Raw genomic sequence first — 2,579 nt, 5'->3', positions numbered from 1 at the left:
GCCGCGACCATCATCGCCCGCTATCAGGCCGATGGGTTCGATGTGCATATGGCGGGCGCGCCGGTGGTCAGCACCGAGATCGTGCGGATGATGGATCGCGACATGCCGCGCTTCACGCTGGCCTGTGTGATCATCACGCTGATCACCATGTTCGCCATGACGCGCAGCGTGATCGTGTCTTTCGGGGCGCTGCTGACCTTCTTCACCTCGATCTTCACCACGCTGGCCACTGTGGCCATGACCGGCACCGCCATGACGCCGCCGATGCAGCTGCTGATCCCGATGACGCTGGTGACGGGCCTGTGCAGTTACATCCATTTCATGATGGCCTTGCTGAAAGCCCGGGCCGAGCTGGGGGACAGCCGCGCCGCTTTGGCCGAGGCGGTGGCCCATTGCCATACGCCGATCCTCTTTGCCTCCATCACCACGGTCGGGGGGCTGGCCGGCCTGCTGATCTCGCCGCTGGCGCCGATCTCGGATCTGGGGATTTTCGGGCTGGTTTCGGTGGGCCTGTCTTATGTGCTGGCGCTGTTCTGGGCGACCATGGCCTTCCGCTTTCTGCCGCGCCGCTTTCTGGATCGTCAGCAACCGGGGCCGGGGCGCGCGGCACGCCTCATGCAGCGCATCGCGGCGGCCAGCGCGGCCTCGCCGGGCAAGGTTCTGGCCCTGTCGCTGGCCTTTTGCGGCATCTTCATTCTGGGCATGTTGCGGCTGGAATATTCGCACAATTCGCTGCTGTGGTTGCCCGAGGACAACCCGGCCCGCGTCTCGACCGAGTTCATCGACAGCCATTATCAGGGCAGCGTGAACCTGGAGCTGGTGATCACGCCGAAAAACGGCCTCGATTTCCGCGATGCGGGTCTGTTGCAGACGGTAGAGGCGACGGCGCAGGCGGTGCCGGGCATGGTGGATATTCCGATTGGCCGCCATACCAGCATGATCTCCTTCCTGGAGGAGACCAATCAGGCCATCCACAATGGCGATGTGCGGCACCGCAAACTGCCCGAGCAGGACAAGATCTGGGATCAGATCCTGCTGCTGGAAGGGCAGGGCAATGATGACATGAAGCGCTATGTCAGCCTTGATTACGACACGGGCCGGGTGTCCTTCCAGACGCCCTGGCTGGAGGCGAAGCTCTATACCGATGTCATCGCCAAGGTGGAGCATGAGTTCCAGACCGCGCTTGGCGACCGGGCGGACGTGCAGGCGACCGGGCTGATTGCCCTGCTGGCCCAGACCTCGACCGCCGTGCTGGACAGCATGACCTCCAGTTACCTGTTGTCGGTGGTGATCGTGCTGGGCTGCATGATGGTGGCACTGCGCTCGGTCGGCTGGGGGTTGGTCAGCATGGTTCCGAACCTGTTGCCCTTCCTCGTGCTGCTGGGGCTGATGGGCTATCTGAGCCTGCCGCTCGACACGTTCACCGTGCTGATCGGCGAGATCATCACCGGGATCATCGTCGATGACACGCTGCACCTGTTCCACACCGTGCGCCGTCAGGTCGACAAGGGTTCGGATGTGGTGAAGGCGGTGCGCGACACCTTCCACGAGGTTGGCGATGCCGTGGTGGTGATGACGCTGGTGGTGATGGCCAGTTTCGCGGTGTTCATGCTGTCGGAAATGTCGAATATCCGCACCTTTGGCATGTTGATGGTGACAGGCACCGGCCTTGCGCTGGTGGCGGATGTGACCATCGGCCCGGCGGTGATTGCGCTGTATCGGCGCAAGCGCGACCGGGCGGCGCAGCGCAGCTTGCAGGTGGCCGATGCGGCGGCCTGAGGGCGTGAAGGGTGGGGCTGCCTGCGATCTGCGGGCGGCCCTTGCCACTTGCGAAGGCGTGCTGCGGCTGGAGGGCTTTGGCCCCGATGCCGCAGCGGCGGAGCTGGCGGCGCATCACATCGGCCCCCCGGCCCGGCCCCGCGCAGGGCCAGAGCCGGTGGTGCTGTTTCCGCAAGCCCAAGGCCCGGCGCTGTGCTTCGGGCTTTATGGCGATGAGGTGCGGCTGCGCGGCTGGCTGCCCGGCCTGCCGCAGCGCATCGCGCCCGATACGCTGGCCGGCTTTGCCCCGGTTGCGCCGGTTTGGGAGGCGGCGAGCAATCATCTGCCGATGCCGCCCGATCTGACGGCACTGCCGGTGCCTCAGGTCACCCCGCGCGATGCCGGGCGCTATCTGTCGATGGGCTTTTTGCTGGCCGAGGTGGGTGCGCAGGTGGCGGTTTCGGCGCATCGCATGCTGGTGTTGGGGCCGGACCGGCTGGGCCTGTGGATGCTGCCGGGCCGCGCCCTGCGCCAGATGGCCGAGGCCGCCCATGCCGGGGGGCGCGACCTGCCGGTGACGGTGAATATCGGCGTGCCACCCGCGCTGGCCATCGCCTCTGCCACCTCCACCAGCCATTTACCTGCGCCGCTGGACAAGCTGGCGCTGGCCGGAGGGTTGGCGCAGGCCCCGCTGGCGCTGGCCCGCACGGCGGAGGGGCTGGCCTATCTGGCCCGGTCAGAGATCGTGCTGGAAGGCGTGATCACTGCCGAACAGGTGCCCGAGGCCCTGCCCGGTGCGCCGCTGGCAGGCTCGATGCCCG

The 2,579-nt window shown here is 66.5% G+C and carries 2 protein-coding genes; both read left to right on the top strand.

The genetic code is table 11. From position 1 onward, the window contains the following. A partial coding sequence (locus tag JNN06_RS07975) for an MMPL family transporter (RefSeq protein WP_291239061.1) occupies positions 1 to 1,779 on the top strand: 1,779 nt, incomplete at its 5' end. Then, positions 1,766 to 2,579, top strand: an 814-nt coding sequence (locus tag JNN06_RS07970; RefSeq protein ID WP_291239060.1) for a UbiD family decarboxylase, incomplete at its 3' end; no start/stop codon positions are given. The genes JNN06_RS07975 and JNN06_RS07970, both read left to right, overlap by 14 nt.

Source organism: Gemmobacter sp., assembly GCF_016792925.1.
GTDB lineage: Bacteria > Pseudomonadota > Alphaproteobacteria > Rhodobacterales > Rhodobacteraceae > Gemmobacter.
The sequence above is the reverse complement of the archived record's forward strand: the minus strand, read 5'-3'. Positions and strand labels throughout refer to the sequence as shown.